Source organism: Streptomyces sp. NBC_00523, assembly GCF_036346615.1.
Taxonomy (GTDB): domain Bacteria; phylum Actinomycetota; class Actinomycetes; order Streptomycetales; family Streptomycetaceae; genus Streptomyces.
Genome location: NZ_CP107836.1, coordinates 6,412,991 through 6,433,674, shown reverse-complemented (window position 1 = coordinate 6,433,674; position 20,684 = coordinate 6,412,991). Strand labels below are relative to the sequence as shown.

Below are 20,684 nucleotides of genomic sequence, written 5' to 3'. Positions count from 1 at the left end.
GTCGCTCACGCGCCCCGCACCGTCACCGTCCCCCGCCCCTCCCCCGTCGCGCCCGTGGCCTCGGCGACCACGCGGTACGGGCGGTCGATGCGCTCGGAGGTGACGGTCAGGGTGTCGCCGTCGCGGGTCACCCGGAAGGTGGCGGCCGTCGCACCCGCGTGGTCCGGCACGGTCACCTCCGTACCGTCGGCCTCGCCGAACACCCGCAGCGTGAGCCCGTCGAGCCAGTCGCCGTCCGGGCGCCGGTCGTCGCCGCCCCAGGGCAGGACCGCGCCGGGGCGGACGAGGACCGGGAGGCTGTCGAAGCCGTGGGTCTCGTGGCGCCAGGCGGGACCGGTGACCGTCTCGCCGGTGAGCAGGTGGGTCCAGGTGCCCTCGGGGACGTAGTACTCGACCTGCCCGTCCTCCGTGAAGACCGGGGCGACCAGCAGGTCGGGGCCGAGCATGTACTGCCGGTCCAGGGTGCGGGTGGCGGGGTCGTCCGGGAATTCGAGCAGCATGGGCCGCATCACGGGGATGCCGGTGCGGTGGGCGGTGGCGGCGGCACCGTACAGGTACGGCATGAGCCGGTGCTTGAGGAGGGTGAACTTCCGGGCGACGTCGACCGCTTCCTCGCCGAACTCCCACGGCACCCGGTAGGAGACGTTGCCGTGCAGCCGGCTGTGCGAGGAGAGCAGCCCGAAGGCGAGCCAGCGCTTGAAGACCGCCGGGTCCGGGGTGCCCTCGAAGCCGCCGATGTCGTGGCTCCAGAAGCCGAAGCCGGACAGGCTCAGGGACAGGCCGCCGCGCAGGGACTCGGCCATCGCCGTGAACGAGGCGAAGCAGTCGCCGCCCCAGTGGACGGGGAACTGCTGGCCGCCGGCCGTGGCCGAGCGGGCGAAGAGGACCGCCTCGCCGTGGCCGCGCTCCTTCTCCAGGAGTTCGAAGACCGTCCTGTTGTAGATCTGCGCGTAATAGTTGTGCATCCGCTCGGGGTCCGAGCCGTCGTGCCAGGCGACATCGGTCGGGACGCGCTCGCCGAAGTCCGTCTTGAAGCAGTCGACGCCCTGGTCGAGCAGCAGTCGCAGTTTGCCGGTGTACCACTCGCGGGCGGCGGGGCTGGTGAAGTCGACCAGCGCCATGCCGGGCTGCCACAGGTCCCACTGCCAGACGTCACCGTTGGGGCGGCGGACCAGATGGCCGAGTTCGGCGCCCTCCGCGAACAGCGCCGACTTCTGGGCGATGTACGGGTTGATCCACATGCTGATGCGCAGCCCGCGTTCCTTGAGCCGGGCGAGCATGCCCTCCGGATCGGGGAAGACGTCGGGGTCCCAGAGGAAGTCCGACCACTGGTACTCGCGCATCCAGAAGCAGTCGAAGTGGAAGACGGAGAGCGGGATGTCGCGCTCCGCCATGCCCTCCACGAACGAGGTGACGGTCTCCTCGTCGTACGAGGTGCAGAACGACGTCGTCAGCCACAGGCCGAACGACCAGGCCGGCGGGAGCGCCGGGCGGCCGGTCAGCGCGGTGTAGCGGGCCAGCACCTCCTTGGGCGTCGGACCGGCGACGATGTAGTACTCCAGCGACTGGTCCTCGACGCTGAACTGCACCTGGCCGACCGACTCCGAGCCGACCTCGAAGGAGACCTTGCCGGGGTGGTTGACGAAGACGCCGTAGCCCCGCGAGGAGAGGTAGAACGGGATGTTCTTGTAGGCGAGTTCGCTGCTGGTGCCGCCGTCCGCCTGCCAGATGTCGACGCTCTGGCCGTTCTTGACGTACGGGGTGAAGCGCTCACCGAGTCCGTAGATGTTCTCGCCGACAGCCAGGGCGAGTTGGGCGACCATGTGGTGTGCGCCGTCGGGGGTGGTGGCGAAGGCGGTGCCCTTGGTGTCGACGCCGGTCAGGCGGCGGCCGTCCGCGTCGAGAAAGACCGGACCGTACGGGCCGTCGCGGTCCAGCCTCAGGGTCAGCGGACCGCTGGTGAGCTCGATGACGCCGCCGTCCTGCCGGGTGCGGGCGCCGGAGCCGGCCGGGTCCAGCCCGGGGAAGGCGAAGTCCGGTCCCCGGCGGGCCTTTCCGGCGTGGTGCGTGGTGCGGACGCCGATGATCCCCTCGGCCGGGGAGAAGCAGTCGACGGTGATGAGCGGGGTGTTGAGGGTGTCACCGCGTGCGGCGACCCGTTTCACCGCCGCGTACGCGCTGAACTGGTCGGCGCTGGCGCGCAGATCGCGGATCTCGGTCGCGTAGGAGGCGCTTACGCCCTCACGCATGAGCCAGAAGCCGTCGGTGAACTTCATGCGGACTCCTTGCCGGGGGCATCGGAAGGGGGAACGGGGAGGCTGCGGGGTTTCACGCGCCGCTCCCGGTGAAGCCGAGCCGGGCCAGCCGGACCGTGCCGCGCAGCGAGATGCGCAGGTCGCCGGTGCCGGAGGCGGTCAGACCGGCGCGGAAGGCGCGGTGGTCGTACGGTCCGTCCGTGGCGGGCACCGGGACGGTGACGGTGGAGCCGCCGACGGTGATCAGGACGGCCCCCTCGCCGGAGGCCAGGACCTCGACGCCGCTCGTACCGGCGCCGAAGTCGCAGTGGCGGTACAGGAGTGCGTTGGTCTCGGCGGTGGCGGTGACCGCGTCGCCGTCCGTCTTCGCCCGGTCCACGATCGCGGTGCCCAGCTGCTCGTCGTAGTCGGCCGCCTCCAGACCCCGGACCAGGACCGGGCGCGGCCCGGCCGGTTCGCCGTCGACGGTGACGACCGCGACGCTCCGGATGTCCGTGCTTGAGGCGCCCGCCCGGAACTCGTACGCGCCGGGCTCGACGGTCCAGCGGCCGTGCGCCACGTCCCAGTGGCCCAGTTCCTCGACCGGCACGGTGAACGCGAGGCGCTCGGCCGCCCCGGGTGCCAGGTGCAGCCTGCGGTGCCCCACGAGCTGACGCAGCGGCCGGGGTACGGACGGGGCCACGGCCCGTACGTACAGCTGGGCGACCTCGTCGGAGGCGACGGCGCCCGTGTTGGTGACGTTCAGCGAGACGTGCAGCAGGTCGCCCTCGCGTACGGCGGTCAGGTCGCTGTACGTGAAGTCGCTGTAGGTGAGCCCGTGGCCGAACGGATAGAGCGGGGTGCCCTTGTAATAGAGGTAGGTCTGCCGCGAGCCGATGATGTCGTAGTCCAGCAGGCCGGGCAGCTCCGCGTCGGAGGCGTACCAGGTCTGCGGGAGGCGCCCGGCCGGGGAGACGTCGCCGGCGAGGACGCGGGCCAGCGCGGTGCCCGCCGCCTGGCCGCCGTGCGCGGTCCACAGCAGCGCGGGCAGCGTGGCGGCGGCGTCGGACAGGGCGTACGGGTAGGCGGAGGTGACCGCCAGGACGGTGCGCGGGTTGGCGGCGTGGGCGGCGCGCCAGAGGCGTTCCTGCTGGGCGGGCAGGTCGAGTGTGGCGCGGTCCTCGGTCTCGCGGCCGTTGATGTGCGGGTCGTTGCCGACGACCACGATCACGGTGTCGGCGGCCGCGGCGGCGCGGGCGACGGCGTCCTCGCCGCGCTCGGTCACCTCGGTCTCGAAGACGGTGGCGGCGGCCGGATTTTTCTCGTCCGGGGCGGCAACCTTTACGCCGTCGGCGGCGACTGAGACATACCCACCCGTTCCGATGTGCAGAAGGCGGTGACCGCCCGCATGCCCTTCCACCGCCTCCCACCGGAAAGTCTCCTGGACGATCCAGCCGCCCGGCTCGTCCGCGGAGGCGCGTACCCGGCCGTCCTCGGCGACCGAGAGGTAGCGGCCGTCCGGCTCCCGCAGGGTGATCACACCGCCGCCCCAGTCCACGAGCGCCAGCTCGGACGGGGTGTCGGCACAGGTCAGCGGGGGCAGGTCGGTGCGGCCCGCGAGCAGCGCCGGGTCGAGGGCGCCCTCCGGGCCCTGCGCCGCGTCACCGGCCGGGTCCGCCTCGGGGATGTGCAGCCAGCCGTCCGCGCACTTGACGCGGACCAGGTCGGCGCCCTCGGCGTGGATCACGTGATCGGCGCCGAAGCGTTCGCGGAGTCCGTCGAGCGGGGTGGAGCGGTGGATCAGGGTGCCGCTGTACCAGTCGAGCTTGCAGGCGTCCGCGAGGAGCCCGACGACGGCGACGGTCCGGCCGGCGTCCGGGGCGAGCGGCAGCAGCCCGTCGTTCTTCAGGAGCACCACGGCCTGCTCGGCGGCCTCCCGGGCGAGCGCCCGGTGCTCCTCGGTGTCGAGGGCTTCGGTGTCCGCGTACGGGTCCAGCCCGGGGTCGAACTCGCCGAGGGCGAAGCGCATGTGGAGCAGGCGGCGGACGGCGGTGTCGATGTCCTGCTCGTCCAGGAGGCCGCGCTTCAGGGCGCCCTGGATGCGGGCGGTCATGACGGAGGAGTCCTGGCCGTGGTCGGTGAAGCTGTCGACACCGGCGCGCAGGGCGGCGGCGGTCGCCTCCTCGTGGGTGTCGAAGTAGTGCTCGGAGTCGACCAGGTTGGTGGGTGCGCCCGCGTCGGAGCAGACGGCCAGGGGCTGTTCGGTCCAGCTCCGCAGGTGCCGGGAGAGCAGCGGCGACACATGGTTGGGGCGCCCGTTGACCAGGTTGTACGCGGGCATCACGCCGGCCACCGCGCCCGCGCGGACGGCGTCGCGGAAGGCCCTGAGGTCGTATTCGTGCAGCACCCTCGGGCGGACCGAGGAGGACGAGGTGTCGCGGTCGGTCTCGTTGTTGTGGGCGAGCCAGTGCTTGAGGACGGGGGCGGTGCGCCAGTAGTGCGGGTGGTCGCCGCGCAGGCCCCGGGTGTACGCGACGGCGATGGCGGAGGTGAGCCCGGCGTCCTCGGAATACCCCTCCTCGCCGCGCCCCCAGAGCGGGTGGCGCAGCAGGTTGACGGTGGGCGCCCAGACGTTGAGCCCGACCCGGTCGTCGTGGGCGCGCTTGGTGCGGACCTCGTCGCCTACGGCCTCGCCGATGCGGCGGACCAGGTCGTCGTTCCAGGTGGCGCCGAGCCCGACGGCCTGCGGGAAGACCGTGGCCCGGCCCATCCAGGCGACGCCGTGCAGCGCCTCCTGGCCGGTGCGGAAGGCGGCGAGCCCGAGCCGGTCGACCGCCGGGGCGAACTGGTGCAGCATCGCGACGCGCTCATCGGGGGTCAGCCGCCGGAGCAGGTCGTCGACGCGCTCCGCGAAGGGCAGTCGCGGGTCGCGGAAGGGCTGCGGTTGTTCCGTCACGTGCGGGTCCTTCGTCAAAGGTGGGAGGTATGGCGGTGCCGGCGCGTCATGCGGGCCACTGAGCAGCCTCGGACGATCTTTCGAAGCGCTTCGATGCTCGACGGCCGACCCCGCGCGTGTCAAGGGCCCGTCCTCGACCTCTCCCACCTGTACGCCCGCGTTGCACCAGGGGCGGCGTGGAAACAGGTCGGAGGAATCTGTAAACGGACTCTTGTGCGACCGGGACCCTTCACTTAACCTCGCTGCAACATCGAAGCGCTTCGACAGGGCTTCGACAGACTTGCGAAGGGGCGCCCTCGCCCCTGATTCCCCGGGACGGCGACACCGTAGGGCGCCTCCCCGTTGAACCGCCGCACCTGGTGCGCCTCGAAGGGTTGACGCAATGACGCCGAATTCCTCCCCCTCCGCCTCCGCCCCGAGCCGGAGAAGCTTCCTCGCCTCGGGCGTGGTGGCGGCCGTCGCCGTGGCCGGCGGGGTGCCGCTGCTCGCCGCGTGCGGCGGTTCCGGCTCCGGCGCCGGGAGCAAGGAGGGCACGACCACGGGCAAGGCCCTGCAGAAGGTCGTGCCGAGCTACGCCCCGCTGAACCTGGTCCAGCCCGACGTCCCCGGCGTGAACGGTTCGAGCCCGGGCTTCACCAAGCTCCCGGACCCGCTGGTGGTCTCGGTCAAGTCGGTGCCGGGCAAGGGCTCGCAGTTCCGGGTGATGACCCCGCTGTGGGGCACGGTGCCGAAGAAGAACAACCCGTACTACACGGCCGTGAACAAGGCGGTCGGGGCGACGCTCAACTTCGACCCGCAGGACGGCAACACGTACCAGGACAAGATCGGCGCGGTCCTCGCCGGCTCGGACATCCCGGACGTCATGACGATCCCCGGCTGGAACATGCAGGGGCAGATCCGCAACGCCATCACCGCGAAGTTCGCCGACCTCTCCCCGTATCTCGCGGGCGACGCCGTCAAGAAGTACCCCAACCTGGCCAACATCCCCACCGGTGCCTGGCAGTACTCGGTCTTCGGCGGCAAGCTGCGCGGACTGCCCATGCCGACGCCGGTCATCGGCAACGCGATCTTCTACCGCAAGGACCTGACCGGCTCCGGCGCCGTCCCGGCGAGCGCCGACGACCTGCTGGCCTTCGGCAAGGAGTACACGGCCCCCAAGAAGAAGGTGTGGGCCTTCGACGACCTGTGGACGTGCATCCAGAAGATATTCGGGCTGCTCCCGGACGCGCCGCACTACTGGCAGCTGGAGAACGGCAAGCTGGTCCACAAGATCGAGACACAGGCGTACCGGGAGGCGCTGGCCTTCGCCCGCAAGCTCCACGACGGCGGGTACATCCACCCGGACGCCGAGGCCAACAAGGACGCCGACGCGAAGATCCGCTTCACCAGCGGACACGTCGTCATGTACAACGACGGCACCGGCGGATGGAAGGGCATGGTCACCGAACAGGCCGCCGCCAACCCGAAGTTCGACATGCAGGCGCTGGACTTCTTCGGCCACGACGGCGGCGACCCGGTGCTGTGGCAGGACGACCCGGCGGGCATCTTCACCTTCCTCAGCAAGAACCTCTCCAAGGACAAGATCCAGGAGTTCCTCGCGATCGCCGACTACGCGGCCGCGCCGTTCGGCACCGAGGAGTTCATGCTCACCAACTACGGCGTGAAGGGCACCCACTACACCATCAAGGACGGCACCCCGACATACACCCCGCAGGGTGTCGAGGAGGCGCAGCCCTCCACGTTCCTGTTCGTGGCCTCGCCGCCCACCTCCATCGCCTACCCGGACCAGCCGCAGCTGGCCAAGGACTACGCGGGCTGGATGGCGCGCCAGGCACCGCACATCAAGAAGCCCCTCTTCTTCGGCATGCAGGTGGTCGAGCCGCAGCGCTACGCCTCCCTGTACACGCCCTTCGACGACCTCCAGAAGGACATCCGCCGGGGGCGCAAGAAGGTCTCCGACGTCGAGGACGCGGTGAACACCTGGAAGAAGAGCGGCGGCGACAAGCTGCGCGACTGGTACCAGGACATCCTCGACAAGAACGGCTCCGGCAACTGACGCGTACGTAAGGCAAGCAAGGGGGCCGCCGGGTACGCACTGCCCGGCGGCCGGGCTCAGGAGCACGACATGGGGAGCACACGGTGAAGGCACGGGCCACGGTCGCGGCCGCCCCGGACCGCGCCGCCGGCGGGACGGGCGTCCCGGCCGGCGGGAGCGGCGCCGGGGACGGCGACGGCGGGGAGACGAAGAAGGCGGGCAGGGCGCGAGCCGGAAGCGTTCCCGGGCCCCGGCGGGAACGGGGCGGTATCACCTGGCGGCAGCGGCTACGGCGCGACCGCACGCTGATCCTGATGACGATGCCGGCCATCGCGCTGCTGCTGATCTTCAACTACATCCCGCTGCTCGGGAACATCGTGGCCTTCCAGGACTACGACGTATACGACCTGGGCATCACGGGCAGCCCGTTCGTCGGGTTCGACAACTTCACCCGGATCTTCGAGGACTACCGGTTCTGGGAAGTCCTCGTGAACACGCTGGTCATCTTCGTGACCCAGCTGGTCCTGTTCTTCCCGATCCCGATCGCCATCGCGCTGCTGCTCAACACGATCATGAGCACCCGGGTCAGGGCCTGGGTGCAGGCGGTCGTCTATCTGCCGCACTTCTTCTCCTGGGTGCTCGTCGTCACGGTGTTCCAGCAGATGTTCGGCGGCGCCGGACTGGTCGCCCAGTGGCTGCGCGAACACGGTCACGAGGGCTTCGACCTGATGACCGACCCGGGCTTCTTCAAGTTCCTGGTGAGCGCGCAGGCCGTGTGGAAGGACGCCGGCTGGGGCGTCATCGTCTTCTTGGCCGCGCTCGCCGCCGTCAACACCGATCTGTACGAGGCCGCCGCCGTCGACGGGGCCGGCCGCTGGCGCCGCATGTGGCACGTCACGCTGCCCGCGCTGCGCCCGGTCATCGCCCTGCTGCTCGTGCTGCGGGTGGGCAGCGCGCTCAACCTCGACTTCGAGCAGATCCTGCTCCAGCGCGACCAGGTGGGCGCGGGGGCCTCGGAAATCCTGGACACCTACATCTGGTGGACGGGCATCAAGACCGGCGACTTCGGCTACGCGGCCGCCGCCGGGATCTTCAAGGGGCTGTTCAGCGTCGCCATGGTGCTGGGTGCCAACAAGGTCGCCCACATGCTGGGCGAGCAGGGGGTGTACTCGAAGAAATGACAACTCTCCTGGACCAGCGGGCGGAACCGGCGCCCCCCACCGAGACACGCCTCCAGCGCGCCCTGCGCATCGAACCGCGCCCCGTGTGGGAGGAGGAGCCGACGAAGGCCGGTCTCGCCTTCAAGGGCTTCGGGCTCGTCGCGATCTGCGCGGTCATCATCGTCCCCATCTGGGTGGTGCTGGTGACCAGCCTCTCCGACACGAGAACCATCAACGACGCGGGCGGTCTGGTCGTCTGGCCGAAGCACATCACCTTCGTCGCGTACAAGGAGCTGCTGAGCGGGGGCGCCGTGACCCGTGCCGCCGCCGTCAGCGTCGGTCTCACCGTCGTCGGTACAGCCGTCAGCATGGTCGTCTCGATCCTCTGCGCGTACGGGCTCAGCCGCCGCGACTCGTACGCGCACCGACCGCTGCTGATGACCCTGATGGCGACCATGTTCTTCGGCGCCGGGCTCATCCCGACGTATCTGCTGGTCACCGGGATCGGGCTGAGCGACAGCTACTGGTCGATGATCCTGCCGAGCGCGATCAGCGTGTTCAACGTGCTGGTGCTGCGCGGCTTCTTCATGGACACCGCACCCGAACTCATCGACGCGGCCCGCATCGACGGGGCCGGCGAGTGGCGCATCCTGCTCCAGATCATCATGCCGCTGTCGCGCGCGGTGATCGCGGTGATCTCGCTGTTCTACGCGGTGGGCTACTGGAGCCAGTGGTTCAACGCGATGCTCTACATCCAGGACAGCGACAAGTACCCGTTGCAGATGATCCTGCGTCAGCTGGTCCTCCAGCACCAGGTGCCGCCCGGCGCGATGGGCGCGGCCGTCAGCAGTGGCCAGATCAACAGCCTCGCCGTGCAGATGGCGGTGATGATCCTCGCGCTGATCCCGGTCGCGGTGCTGTCGCCGTTCGTCCAGAAGCACTTCCAGAAGGGCATGCTCACCGGCGCCGTGAAGGGCTGACCGGCGCCCCGCACCCCGGGGGGTGTCTTGCTGATCCGACCCTGATCGGCAAGACATCCCCTGAACCCCCACCCAGGAGAACCGGAGACGCCATGCCGTCCCTGCGCGACGCGGCCCGTGGCCGCATCCTCTTCGGAGGCGACTACAACCCCGAGCAGTGGCCCGAGGAGGTGTGGGAGGACGACGTCCGACTGATGAAGGAGGCCGGGGTCAACTCCGTCACCCTCGGCGTCTTCTCCTGGGCGAGGATCGAACCCCGCCCGGGCGCCCGGGAGTTCGACTGGCTGGACCGGCTGATGGGCCTGATGCACGCCCACGGCATCGGCGTCGTGCTCGCCACCCCGACCGCCTCCCCGCCGCCCTGGATGGGGGCCCGGCACCCGGAGACGCTGCCGCGCGCGGAGGACGGGTCCATCGTCTGGTACGGCTCGCGCCAGCAGTTCTGCCCCAGCTCGCCGGTCTACCGCCGTTACGCCGCCGCGCTCACCGAGGACCTGGCCGCGCGGTACGCGGAGCACCCGGCGCTCACCGTGTGGCACATCAACAACGAGTACTGCACGCACTGCTGGTGCGACGAGACGGCGGGCCACTTCCGCCGCTGGCTGCGCGGCCGGTACGGGACGCTCGACGCCCTCAACGACGCCTGGGGCACGGCATTCTGGAGCCAGCACTACGACGCGTGGACGGAGATCCTGCCGCCGCGCAAGGCGCAGTACATGAGGAACCCCACCCAGGTACTGGACTTCAAACGCTTCACGTCCGACGCGCTCATGGAGTGCTTCACCGCCGAACGCGACATCGTCGCCCGGCACACCCCGCACATCCCGGTGACCACCAACTTCATGCCCCTGTGGTCGGGGCAGGACGCCTGGGCGTGGTCGGCCGAGGAGGACATCGTCTCGGTCGACGTCTACCCGGACCCGCGCGACCCGCAGGGCGGGCAGTACAACGCGATGCTCGCCGACATGACGCGCTCGCAGGCGGACGGCCCGTGGATGCTGATGGAGCAGGCGGCCGGCGCGGTGAACTGGCGGGGCGTCAACCACCCGAAGCCGGAGGGGCTGAACCGGCTCTGGTCGCTCCAGTCGGTGGCGCGCGGCGCCGACGCGGTCTGCTACTTCCAGTGGCGGCAGTCCCGGCAGGGCTCGGAGAAGTTCCACTCGGGCATGCTCGGCCACGCCGGTGAGCAGGGCCGCTCCTTCCGCGAAACCCGGCAACTGGGCGGTGAACTGGCCGCGATCGGGTCCGCCGTGTCCGGTACGGGCGTGGCCGCCGAGGTGGCTGTCCTGCACGACTGGGACGCCTGGTGGGCGGGCGCCCAGGAGGGCGCCCCGTCCGCGCGGCTCGACTACGCGGAGGTGATCCGGCGCTGGCACCGGGCGCTGTGGGAGAACGGCACACCCACGGACTTCGCCCGCCCCGACGCCGAGCTGAGCCGGTACAAGGCGGTCCTCGTCCCGCACCTCTACCTCCTCGACGACGCGGCGGTCGACAACCTCGTGGCGTACGTGGCGGGCGGCGGGCACCTGGTGTGCGGCTTCTTCAGCGGCGTCGCGGACGTGGACGACCGCGTCCGGCCGGGCGGGATGGACGCCCGGCTGCGCGAGCTGTTCGGGATCGCGACCCTGCACGAGTGGTGGCCGCTGGAAACGGACGAGACCGTGGAGTGCGACGGCTTCCGGGGCACCCTCTGGTCGGAGGAGCTGGAGGCGGCCGAGGGCACCGAGGTGCTGGCCGCCTACCGCGACGGCGAGCTCGCCGGGCTGCCCGCCGTGCTGCGCCGGGGCCGCGCGGTGTACGTGTCGACGCTCCCCGAGCCCCCGGCGCTGCGGACCCTCCTGGCCGGTGTGGTCCGGGAGGCCGGGGTCGAGCCGGTCCTCGCCGGGCTGCCCGAGGGGGTGGAGGCGGTGCGCCGGGGCGAGCTGCTGTTCCTGCTGCACCACCGCCGCGAGATGGTCACGGTCACCGTGCCCGGCGTGTACGAGGACCTGCTCACCGGCCGCGTGGTGACGGACCGGATCGCGCTCGGCCGCTACGGCGTCGCGGTACTGCGGAGATCCGCGCCGTGACCGGACGTACGGACATCGACTCCACCTGGGAGCCGCGCCCCGCCGCCCGCTGGGAGGACGCCTTCCTCGGCGGCAACGGCCGGCACGGCGCCATGGTGTACGGCGACCCGGCCGACGACCGCGTGATCGTCAACCATCACACCCTGGTCCGGCCCAACGGCAGCCAGCGGGTCCGGCCGCCGGAGCTGGCGGACCGGCTGGGCCGGGTGCAGAGCGCGCTGCTCGCCGGGGACACCGGGGCGGCGGAGCACTTCGGCGCGGGCCGTCCGCTGGTGTGGGTGCAGCCCTTCCACCCGGCCTTCCAGACCCGGGTCCGGCCGGTGCCCGGGAACGCCGCCGACCCGGCCGCGGCCTACCGGCGGGCGGTCGACTTCGCCACCGGTGAGATCACCGCCGCCTGCGAGTCCTGGCGCAGCCGGGTCTTCGTCTCGCGCGCCGACGACGTGATCGTCCAGCACGTCACCGGGCCGGGGCTCGCCGTGGACGTGACGCTCGACCACGCCCTGCCGGGCGCCCCGCCGCGTCTGGCCGTCGGCCGGAGCACCGTGCTCACCCCGGACGGGGCCCGGCTGACGCTGCGCGCGGGCTACCCGGACAGCGAGCTCGCGTACACCGGCGCGACGGTGCTCCGCACGGAGGGCGGGCGGGTCTCGGTGGCGGGCGAGGGCGTCCGGGTCGAGGGCGCGAGGAGCCTGTTGCTGCTGACCCGGGTGCGACGGCACACCGGGCACCTGGATCTGGCGGCGGAGTGCGCCTCGCTGCCGGGCGACGGGTATGCCGCGCTGCTGGCCCGGCATGTGGCGCTGCACCGGCCCGCCTTCGAGCGGGCGGCGCTCACCCTGGGCGCGGACCCGGCGGAACGGGCGCTGCCGGGCTCGGAGTTGGTCCGTCGGCCGGACAGCCCGGCGCTGCTGGAGCGGCTGTGCGCGGCGGGCCGCTACCACCTGCTGTCCGCGTCCGGGACGCTGCCGCCACGGCTGACCGGGCTCTGGACGGGCGACTGGGACACCGCCTGGTCGGGGGCGTTCACGACGAACGCCAACCTGAACCTCCAGATCGCCTCGGCCGCGGCGGCGGCGCTGCCGGAGGTGTCCGAGGCCCATGCGGCGCTGGTGTACGGGCGGCTCGCGGACTGGCGGGACAACGCGCGGGCGATCTTCGGGGCGCGCGGCATCGTGGCCCCGTCGCACACGGACGGCGAGTCCGGGCACACCCGGCACTACCAGCGCGCCTACCCGCTGCACCTGTGGACGGCGGGCGCGGACTGGCTCCTGGAGCCGCTGATCGAGCACGCGGAGACGACGGGGGCCGAGGACCCTCGGCTGACCGCCGCCCTGCACGAAACGGCCCTGTTCTACGAGGACTTCCTGACCCGGACCGGCCCGGACGGGCGGGTGGCCGTCGTGCCCTCGTACTCGCCGGAGAACCGTCCGGCCAACGCGAGCTGGGGCACGGTCGACGCGACGATGGACCTGGCGGCGGCCCGCCACGCGCTCACCGCCTCGGCCGACCGCTCCCCCGATGCCCGGGTCGCCGAACGCCGCCGTGCGCTGGCGGACCGGCTCGCCGACTACCGGGTCAACGAGGACGGCGCGCTCGCCGAGTGGGCGTGGCCGGGGCTCGCGGAGACGTACGACCACCGCCACCTCAGCCACCTGTACCCGGTGTGGCCGCTGGACGCGGTCAACCCGTACGACACGCCCGAGCTGGCCGCCGCCGCGCACCGGGCGCTCGAACTGCGGGGCGCGGAGAACGATTCGGCCCACGGCCATCTGCACCACGCGCTGATCGCGGCCCGGCTGCGGGACGGGGTGCGTGCCTCGGCGGCGGTCCGGTCGGTCCTCGCGGGCGACTTCTTCCACGACTCGCTGATGAGCGCCCACTACCCGGGCCGCAATGTGTACAACGCGGACGCGGCGCATGCCCTGCCCGCGGCCGTGATCGAGTCGCTGGTGCAGTCGACGCCGCGCCGCCTGGTCCTGCTGCCCGCACCGCTCGCGGGCTGTCCGGGCGGTGAACTGCGCGGTGCGCGTACGCGGTTCGGCGCGTCCGTGGACCTGCGCTGGTCGCCCGACGGCACCGCGACGGCGGTCCTGCGCCCGGAGCGCGATGCCCGCGTCGACGTCCGCATGGGCGGGGCCCACACCCTCACCGAAGCCTCCGCCGGCTCCCCCTCGGCTCTCCTGGAGCTGACGGCCGGCGTGGACCGCGTCCTGGAACTCCGGGCGCGGTAGCACTCCCCCCACCCACCATGGAAGGACGACCCATGGCACGACGCACCCTCAGCAGGCTCGCCCTGACCCCGGCGGTGGCCCTGGCTGCCCTCGTCGGCTTCGCCTCCGCCCCGGCCCAGGCGGCCGTCTGGTCCTCGTCGGACCAGTGGGGCACGTACACCACCTCCGACAACTACACCCTCTACAACAACATCTGGGGCTCCGGCGCGGGCACCCAGTCCATCTGGGCCAACTCCTCCTCGGACTGGGGCGTCTGGGCCGACCACCCGAACACCGGCGGCATCAAGTCGTACCCGAACGCCAAGAAGGTGGTGGACAAGCCGATCGGCTCGCTGTCGTCGCTCACCAGCACGTACAACGTCACGGTCCCGTCGTCCGGCGCGTACAACACCTCGTACGACATCTGGGACAGCGACTACGACTACGAGGTGATGCTCTGGGTCAACTACAACGGCGCCGTGGGCCCGTTGGGCACCTCGCAGGGCAATCTGACGCTGGGCGGGCACACCTGGACCGTGTACAAGGGCGACAACGGTTCCAACCAGGTCTTCTCGTTCCTGCGGACCTCGGACTCCACCTCGGGCACGGTGGACATCCTGCCGATCCTGAAGTGGATCAAGGACACCAAGGGCTGGTGGGGCAACGAGACCATCGGTGACGTCCAGTTCGGCTACGAGATCACCTCGTCGGCCGGCGGGCTCGACTTCCGTACGAACGGATTCGGCGTCTCCGCGAGCTGACCCGCACAGCTGAGGAGCCGGCCCCCGCGCGAGGGCCGGCTCACGCGGTCACCGAGGAGCGGGCCCGGTGCTCTCACGCACCGTCAGTTCCGGTGCCAGCAGCTCGACTTCGTCGGTGCCCCGGCCGGACAGCTTGGCGACGACGTGCTCGACGGAGCGGCGGCCCATCTCCTGCGCCGGTATGGCGACGGAGGTCAGCCGCACCGATGCCTGGGTGGCCACCTGTTCGGGGCAGATCGCCACCACCGACACGTCCTCGGGGACGGCCTTGCCCTGCTGGCGGAGCAGGTTGAGCAGCGGCTCCACCGCCGCCTCGTTCTGCACGATGAAGCCGGTGGTGCCGGGGCGCTCGTCGAATATCCGGGACAGGGTCTGGGCCATCGCCGCGTATCCGCCCTCGCAGGGGCGGTGCAGCACGCGCACCCCGGTCTCCCGCGCCTTGGCGCGTACGCCGTCGACGGTCCGCTCGGCGAAGCCGGTGTGGCGCTCGTAGACCGCGGCGGCTTCGCCGATGACGGCGATCTCGCGATGGCCGAGGCCGGCCAGGTGCTCCACGCAGAGCGCGCCGGTGGCCTCGAAGTCGAGGTCCACGCAGGTCAGTCCGGTGGTGTCGGCGGGCAAGCCGATGAGGACGGCGGCCCGGTCGGTCTCGCGCAGCAACGGAAGGCGCTCGTCGTGCAGTTCGACGTCCATCAGGATCATCGCGTCGGCCAGCGAGCTGCCGGCGATCCGCCGCACCGCCGCGGGCCCCTCCTCGCCGGTGAGGAGGAGGACGTCGTAGCCGTGGGTGCGGGCGGTGGTGGCGACCGCGATGGCGATCTCCATCATCACGGGCACGTACATGTCGGTGCGCAGCGGCACCATCAGCGCGATGATGTTGGACCGGCTGCTGGCGAGCGCCCGGGCCCCGGCGTTGGGGTGGTAGCCGAGCTGCTGGATGCTCTGCTCGACGCGCTCGCGGGTGGCGACGGAGATGGACCGCTTCCCGCTGAGGACGTAGCTCACCGTGCTCGCGGAGACTCCGGCGTGCTGCGCGACCTCGGCCAGGGTGACCACGGCTCTCCCTCACGGTCGGACTGGCGAAGCGCTTCGACTCCGCTCCCTCCAGCCGTGACGTGGAGAGACAGCGTGAGCCTAGCCCTGCCGTGACAGCATGTCCAGACCATCTGTCGAAGCGCTTCGACACAGGGGTGGCTTCCGGCTACCGCAACGATATGCCCGCCGGCCGCCTCCCCGTCACACCGGTTCAGCCACCGAGCAGCACCGGGAAGGACTCCATGTCGTTCTGTGTCATCACCGGGAGGTTGCGCAGCTCGGCGTCGGGGATCGCGAGCCGCAGCTCCGGGAAGCGCGCGAAGAGCGCCGGCAGGGCGATGCCCGCCTCGACGCGGGAGAGCGCGGCGCCGGGGCAGATGTGCGGGCCGTGCCCGAAGGTCATGTGCCGGATCGGGGTGGAGCGCGTGATGTCGAAGGCGTCGGCGTCCGGGCCGTGCTGCTCGGGGTCGCGGCCGATCACCCGGTACGAGATGACCACGCCCTCGCCCTTGGCGATGACGGAGTCGCCGACCTGGATGTCCTCGGTGGCGAACCGCATCAGCAGGTGGGTGGTCGGGGTGTCCCAGCGCAGGGTCTCCTCGATCACGGTGTCCCAGGAGACCTCGCCGTCGAGGACCATCCGCAGCTGGTCCGGGTGGGCGAGCAGGGCGCGTACGGCGTTGAGGATGAGCCCGATCGTGGTCTCGTGCCCGGCGGCGACCATGGCCTTGAGGTTGCCGACGACCTCCTCCTCGGTCAGCGGCTCGCCGCCCTCCTCGGCCAGGATCAGCGCGGAGGTCAGGTCGTCGGTGGGGCGCGCGGTCTTCTCGCGTACGAGTCCGGCGTAGAAGACGTCCAGGTCGGCGAGGAGCGCGAGCCGTTCGTCCTGCGGGGTCAGCATGGAGAAGAACTTCTTGTACTGACGGGTCAGCATGGCGTTCTCCGCCGGGTCGACCCCCATCAGCATGCCGACGACCCGCATGGGCAGCGGCTGGGCGAACACCGACTTGAGGTCCACGACGGCCCCGTCCCGGCCGCCCTCCTCCAGCGCGTCCAGCAGCTCGGCGGTGAACTTCTCGATGTCGGGGCGTATCGCCTCCAGGCGGCGGGGCGTGAGCGCCTGGGAGGTCTTGGTGCGCAGCCTGCGGTGCTCCGCGCCGTCGACGGTGAACATCGACCGTCCGGCGTCGATCATGCCGATGAGCGGCCAGGCGTGCGTCACCTCGCCGCTCTGCCAGAGCCCCCAGGCGTTGATGTCCTTGACCAGGCGCGGGTCGACCAGGAGGCGCCGGGCGTCCGCGTGCCGGGTGAGGGTCCACGCGGGCACGCCGAGGAGCTCGATCCGGGCCAGCGGCCCGGCGTCGCGCAGCAGCGCGGTCTCGCCGTCGAGGTCCTGGACCATGGGGTCGATGACCACGGTGGCACCCTGGCTGGCCGCGGCCTGGGCGGCATGGGGGCAGGTCACGAGAATTCTCCTGTCGTGCGTACGGGGGTGAACCGGACGGGGAGCGTGGTGTTGCCGCGCAGGAAGGGGGAGGGCCGCCGGACCAGGTCCTCGACGGCGACGTCGAGCCGGAGGTCGGGCAGCCGGTCGAGCAGGACCTCGATGCCGGTCCTGGCGATGATCTCGGCGATCTCCTGGGCGGGGAACGGGCACCGGTACTCGCCGTGGCTGAAGGCGAGGTGCGCGCCGTTGCCGCCCTGGGCGGGGCCCGGTCCGCCGGATACGCCCTGGCGGATCAGCGGGTCGGTGTTGGCGGCGCCGAGCCCGAGGAGCAGCATGTCCCCGGCCTTGACGCGCTGCCCGCCCAGCTGGGTGTCGCGGGCGGCCCAGCGGCCGGCCAGGATCTGGGTGGGGGTGTCCTCCCACAGCACCTCGTTCATGGCCTCGCCGATGCTGCGCCGGCCGCCGGCCATGGAGTCGGCGAACTCGTCCTCGGTGAGCATCAGCCGGACCGAGTTGCTGATCCAGTCGGCGGTCGGCAGGTGTCCGGCGGCCGTGATGGCCATCAGGTCGAGCGTGTACTCCTCGTCGGTGAACTCCTCGGGGTATTCGAGCATCCGGGAGGTCACGTCGTCCCCCGGCTCGGCCCGTTTCGCGGCGAGCAGGCGGGCCATGTGCTCGCCGAACCGCAGATGGGCGCTCTGTGCCTCCGGCCCGCCGTCCGCGAGGTCCTTCAGTACGCGCGCGATGTCGGCTCCCTCCTCGTCGGGGAATCCGACGAGCCGGGCGAGGACGAGCACGGGCAGCGGTTCGCAGAACTCGGCGACGAGGTCGGCGGTGCCCCGGGAGCACACCGCGTCGATCAGCCGGTCGGCCAGCTGCTCGCAGTGCTGCCGGATGCGGAAGGGGTCGGCGCCTTCGAGGGCGGGGGTGACCATGCGGGCGTGCCGCAGGTGCTCCTTGCCCGCGCTGAAGTAGATGGACGGCAGGGGCCGCCCGACCATCGGCAGCAGGGGCCAGTCGTCGGGGACGTTCGGCCACTGGTTCCACAGGCCGACGTCGCGCGGGTACAACTCGCCGTCGCTGGTGACCCGGTGGAGCTCCCGGTAGCCGATGACCAGCCAGGCCGGGAAGCCGCCGAGCAGTTCTACGGGGACGACGGGGCCGTGCTCGCGGCGCATCGCGCGGTAGACGCTCTGGGGCTCGGCCTGGAAGCCGGGTCCCCAGAGCGGCACGGCGCCGGCGTGGGCCGGGCAGCCGGAGGGGGCGTCCGGGGACACCGGCGCGGACTCGGCCGGGGAGGGGCGCGTCATGATTCCTGACTCCTGTGGCGAACGACGGCACGCGTCAAGATCACGCGGTCAACACTCGCTCACTATAAGGATTTTACGTGCTCCAGGACGGTCATTCGCGATCAATCGTGAACCTTGGATGGTCACGCCGGCCGGTCCGCGTGGGGCCTCAGCCGGTGCGCAGCCCCGGATCGCTCACCCCGGGCGCGCCCGTCTCGACGTGCCCGGCGAAGCGGCGCAGGAAGGTGGCGTCCGCGTCGCTCGTGACGGTGACGTCGTACCAGCGCTTGCTGCGGCGCAGGTCGAGCGTCCGCCGGACGGTCTCCCCCGGACGTACGGAGACGGCCTGCACCTCTCCCCCGTAGGGGGCGGCATTGCGCAGGGTCAGCCGCACGGCTCCGGTGCCGGAGTGGGTGAGGGTGAGTTCGAGGTTGCCCGTCGCGGTGTCATGACGGGCCGTCACCTCCGGTCCCGCGGCCTTGCCGGGGTTGCGGAAGGAGCGCAGGAAGCCGTTCGGACCATGGACGGTGAGGTCGGTGACCCCCTTCGAGTACGCGGTGTTCCAGGTGTCCCCGACCGAGGCGCCCGCGTGCGTGGTGTAGGTCCAGGGCCCGTCCGTGCGGTTGCCGGACGTCACGAGGAACTGCGCACCGGCCGCCGGTCCCCCGCCGAAGGTGAGCCGGAAGGTGCCGACGGCCGGGTCGGCGGTGCCGTCCACCAGCGGCGCGTAGGGCAGCGGGCGGGTGGGGCGCGAGCCGGGCTCCTGCTGCGGCACCGCTCCGGTGGCGGGCGGCACGGGCCTGTAGTCGGGGTGCCGGTCGCCGTCCGGGGGCTCGTAGGCGGCGGTGGACGGCAGTTCGGGCGCGGAGGGGTCCGTGCGCCCGAAGTCGAAGGCGGAGGTGAGGTCGCCGCAGACGGCCCGCCGCCACGGCGAGATGTTCGGCTCGTGCACCCCGAAGCGCCGCTCCATGAACCGGATGACGGAGGTGTGGTCGAAGACCTCCGAGCAGGCGTAGCCGCCGGTGCTCCACGGTGACACCACGGTCATCGGCACCCGCTGGCCGAGCCCGTAGGGGCCCGCCGCGTACCGCAGGTCGCCGGGGAAGTAGTCGGCGGCGGTGTCCACGGTGGACAGCCCCTGCGCGGGCCCGGACGGGACGTACGGCGGCACGACGTGGTCGAAGAACCCGTCGTTCTCGTCGTACGTGATGAACAGGGCGGTGCGTCCCCAGACCTCCGGGTCCGCGGTGAGCGCGTCCAGCACCTGCGCGATGTACCAGGCGCCGTAGTTCGCGGGCCAGTTGGGGTGCTCGCTGTACGCCTCGGGCGCCACGATCCAGGACACCGAGGGCAGCGTCCCGGCCTTGATGTCGGCCTTGAGGTCGTCCAGCAGGCCGCCCCCGTTCTTCAGGTCGCTGCCGGTGCGGGCCTTTTCGTAGAGGGCGTCGCCCGGCTCGGCACCGCGATAACTGTTGAAGTACAGCAGCGAGTTGTCGCCGTACGTGCCCCGGTAGGCGTCACCGATCCAGCCCCAGGACCCGGCCGCGTCGAGCCCGTCGCCGATGTCCTGGTACACCTTCCACGACACCCCGGCCTCTTCGAGCCGCTCCGGGTAGGTCGTCCAGCCGTATCCCCGCTCGTCGTTGCCCAGCTCGGGCCCGCCGCCGGCGCCGTCGTTGCCGGTGTAACCGCTCCACAGGTAGTAGCGGTTGGGGTCGGTCGAGCCGATGAACGAGCAGTGGTACGCGTCGCAGAGGGTGAACGCGTCGGCGAGCGCGTAGTGGAACGGGATGTCGTCCCGGGTGAGGTGGGCCATCGTGGTCGCCGTCTTGGCGGGCACCCACTGGTCGTAGGCGCCCTTGTTGAACGCCCGGTGACCGCCCGCCCAGTCGTGGTTCAGGTCCTGGAGGAACTGCATCCCGAGCGCGTCGGCGGGCGGCCGGAACGGCAGCACCTCCTTCCCAGCGGCGTCCGCCTGGTGCCACACCGGTTTGCCGCTGGGCAGCGTGACGGGGCGCGGGTCGCCGTAGCCGCGTACGCCCTTCATCGTCCCGAAGTAGTGGTCGAAGGAACGGTTCTCCTGCATCAGCACGACGATGTGCTCGACGTCCTCGATGGTGCCCGTACGCCCCCGTGCGGGAAGGGACGCGGCGCGGGCGATGCTGCTCGACAGGGCGGTGAGGGCGACGGAGCCCCCGGCGAGCTTCAGGAGCCGGCGACGGTCGATTTCTGCCATGGGGGGAAACCTTCGCGGTGGGGGGATGTGGGGTGAAGAGCGACTGGAGTGTTCCAGACCCGCCGGCCTCCGCGTAAGGCCCTTGCAGTGTGCACGGAGTGACGCCGGGCGGAACAGTCGGCGAACCTACCCACCGGGACCGGGTCCATTCCCCGGCGATCCGTGAAACTGCCCGGCCCAGGCAGCTACGCACCCTCGGTTCTGCCGAATCCACACCTGACGGAAGCGGCCAGCCCTCCGCGAGTCTGTCCTCGCAACGGCCACCACCG

General features: G+C 71.5%; 12 protein-coding genes. 6 read left to right on the top strand and 6 right to left on the bottom strand.

The features are described from left to right. Positions 1-5 precede the first annotated feature (5 nt). Together yicI and OHS17_RS29015 are read right to left on the bottom strand one after the other, a co-directional pair. Positions 6-2,276: an alpha-xylosidase gene (yicI, locus tag OHS17_RS29020; protein WP_330314538.1), complete on the bottom strand. Its 2,271-nt coding sequence runs from the start codon at positions 2,274-2,276 to the stop codon at positions 6-8. Between the two features lie 52 nt (positions 2,277-2,328). After that, on the bottom strand, positions 2,329-5,190 hold the full coding sequence (locus OHS17_RS29015; protein WP_330314537.1) for a glycoside hydrolase family 3 C-terminal domain-containing protein: 2,862 nt from the start codon (positions 5,188-5,190) through the stop codon (positions 2,329-2,331). 448 nt (positions 5,191-5,638) lie between these two features. Between OHS17_RS29015 and OHS17_RS29010 the strand changes: the two genes are divergently transcribed. The 6 genes from OHS17_RS29010 (at position 5,639) to OHS17_RS28985 (ending at position 14,408) form a co-directional block, all read left to right on the top strand. Beyond that, positions 5,639-7,246, top strand: coding sequence for an extracellular solute-binding protein (locus OHS17_RS29010; RefSeq protein ID WP_330315387.1), 1,608 nt, complete (start codon positions 5,639-5,641; stop codon positions 7,244-7,246). A gap of 83 nt (positions 7,247-7,329) precedes the next feature. Further along, complete coding sequence (locus OHS17_RS29005; RefSeq protein WP_330314536.1) at positions 7,330-8,406, top strand: ABC transporter permease; 1,077 nt, start codon at positions 7,330-7,332, stop codon at positions 8,404-8,406. Then, entirely contained in the window at positions 8,403-9,365 is a 963-nt protein-coding gene (locus OHS17_RS29000; protein ID WP_164627641.1) for a carbohydrate ABC transporter permease, read from the top strand. Before OHS17_RS29005 ends, OHS17_RS29000 begins: the two co-directional genes overlap by 4 nt. A gap of 92 nt (positions 9,366-9,457) precedes the next feature. Continuing rightward, positions 9,458-11,434 carry a beta-galactosidase gene (locus OHS17_RS28995; protein WP_330314535.1) on the top strand — a complete coding sequence of 659 codons (1,977 nt, stop codon included), beginning with the start codon at positions 9,458-9,460 and terminating at the stop codon, positions 11,432-11,434. Further along, a complete protein-coding gene (locus OHS17_RS28990) occupies positions 11,431-13,668 on the top strand; it encodes a glycosyl hydrolase family 95 catalytic domain-containing protein (RefSeq protein WP_330314534.1) in 2,238 nt (745 codons plus the stop codon). Before OHS17_RS28995 ends, OHS17_RS28990 begins: the two co-directional genes overlap by 4 nt. A gap of 32 nt (positions 13,669-13,700) precedes the next feature. After that, on the top strand, positions 13,701-14,408 hold the full coding sequence (locus tag OHS17_RS28985) for a glycoside hydrolase family 12 protein (RefSeq protein ID WP_330314533.1): 708 nt from the start codon (positions 13,701-13,703) through the stop codon (positions 14,406-14,408). Positions 14,409-14,456: 48 nt separating this feature from the next. Here OHS17_RS28985 and OHS17_RS28980 read toward each other — a convergent pair whose 3' ends face one another. From OHS17_RS28980 to OHS17_RS28965, 4 genes are all read right to left on the bottom strand, one after another. Beyond that, positions 14,457-15,464 carry a LacI family DNA-binding transcriptional regulator gene (locus tag OHS17_RS28980; RefSeq protein WP_330314532.1) on the bottom strand — a complete coding sequence of 336 codons (1,008 nt, stop codon included), beginning with the start codon at positions 15,462-15,464 and terminating at the stop codon, positions 14,457-14,459. Positions 15,465-15,654: 190 nt separating this feature from the next. After that, positions 15,655-16,908, bottom strand: a complete 1,254-nt coding sequence (locus OHS17_RS28975) for a cytochrome P450 family protein (protein WP_330314531.1) — start codon at positions 16,906-16,908, stop codon at positions 15,655-15,657. Next, complete coding sequence (locus OHS17_RS28970; protein WP_330314530.1) at positions 16,905-18,200, bottom strand: cytochrome P450; 1,296 nt, start codon at positions 18,198-18,200, stop codon at positions 16,905-16,907. Before OHS17_RS28970 ends, OHS17_RS28975 begins: the two co-directional genes overlap by 4 nt. A 148-nt stretch (positions 18,201-18,348) precedes the next feature. Next, on the bottom strand, positions 18,349-20,415 hold the full coding sequence (locus OHS17_RS28965; RefSeq protein WP_330314529.1) for a phosphocholine-specific phospholipase C: 2,067 nt from the start codon (positions 20,413-20,415) through the stop codon (positions 18,349-18,351). Positions 20,416-20,684: the final 269 nt, after the last annotated feature.

Bases quoted from the DNA above. Each gene is read 5' to 3' on its own strand.
- OHS17_RS28970 (WP_330314530.1), bottom strand. From the start codon at position 18,200: ATGACGCGCCCCTCCCCGGCCGAGTCCGCGCCGGTGTCCCCGGACGCC.
- OHS17_RS28985 (WP_330314533.1), top strand. From the start codon at position 13,701: ATGGCACGACGCACCCTCAGCAGGCTCGCCCTGACCCCGGCGGTGGCC.
- OHS17_RS28965 (WP_330314529.1), bottom strand. From the start codon at position 20,415: ATGGCAGAAATCGACCGTCGCCGGCTCCTGAAGCTCGCCGGGGGCTCC.
- OHS17_RS29000 (WP_164627641.1), top strand. From the start codon at position 8,403: ATGACAACTCTCCTGGACCAGCGGGCGGAACCGGCGCCCCCCACCGAG.
- OHS17_RS28995 (WP_330314535.1), top strand. From the start codon at position 9,458: ATGCCGTCCCTGCGCGACGCGGCCCGTGGCCGCATCCTCTTCGGAGGC.
- yicI (WP_330314538.1), bottom strand. From the start codon at position 2,276: ATGAAGTTCACCGACGGCTTCTGGCTCATGCGTGAGGGCGTAAGCGCC.